Origin of the sequence: Butyrivibrio sp. DSM 10294 (genome assembly GCF_028539135.1) — a bacterium.
GTDB lineage: Bacteria > Bacillota > Clostridia > Lachnospirales > Lachnospiraceae > Butyrivibrio.
Map to the genome: position 1 here is coordinate 1 of NZ_JANSWL010000002.1, position 532 is coordinate 532.

Below are 532 nucleotides of genomic sequence, written 5' to 3' on the forward strand. Positions count from 1 at the left end.
AGATTTTTCAGTATTCGGTTTTCAAGGTACAAATACGATCCAAATGGATTCAAATGGATCGAATGGAGATGGTGAGATTCGAACTCATGACCCCCTGCTTGCAAGGCAGGTGCTCTCCCAACTGAGCTACACCCCCATTTGGTACTTGTAAAGGATTTAGGAAAAATAGTGGGCTTAAGTGGACTCGAACCACCGACCTCACGCTTATCAGGCGTGCGCTCTAACCGGCTGAGCTATAAGCCCATGCTATCGGTAAATCCTTTTTTGTAAATCCGGCAGCCACCTATCCTCCCATACCGTTGCCAGTATAGTACTTTCGGCCGCTTAGGTCTTAACCGTCGTGTTCGGGATGGGAACGGGTGTTACCCCTAAGCGCATCGCCACCGGAAATTTTTTGTTGCCTTAGCAACTAAACAGTAATACAACTCCCTACTTCATTCCTTATCTTTTCCTTAGAAAGGAGGTGATCCAGCCGCAGGTTCTCCTACGGCTACCTTGTTACGACTTCACCCCAGTTATCCGACCTGCCTTC

2 tRNA genes and 2 rRNA genes are annotated in these 532 nt (G+C 47.9%); all 4 read right to left on the reverse strand.

Features of this window, described 5'->3' with window-relative positions:
- Positions 1–63 precede the first annotated feature (63 nt).
- Positions 64–136: transfer RNA gene (locus tag NXH67_RS00005), tRNA-Ala, on the reverse strand.
- A 33-nt stretch (positions 137–169) separates the two neighbouring features.
- Positions 170–243, reverse strand: a tRNA-Ile gene (locus NXH67_RS00010).
- A gap of 27 nt (positions 244–270) precedes the next feature.
- Positions 271–388, reverse strand: a 5S ribosomal RNA gene (gene rrf / locus NXH67_RS00015).
- Between the two features lie 68 nt (positions 389–456).
- Positions 457–532 (reverse strand): 16S ribosomal RNA (locus NXH67_RS00020); the annotation flags it as partial.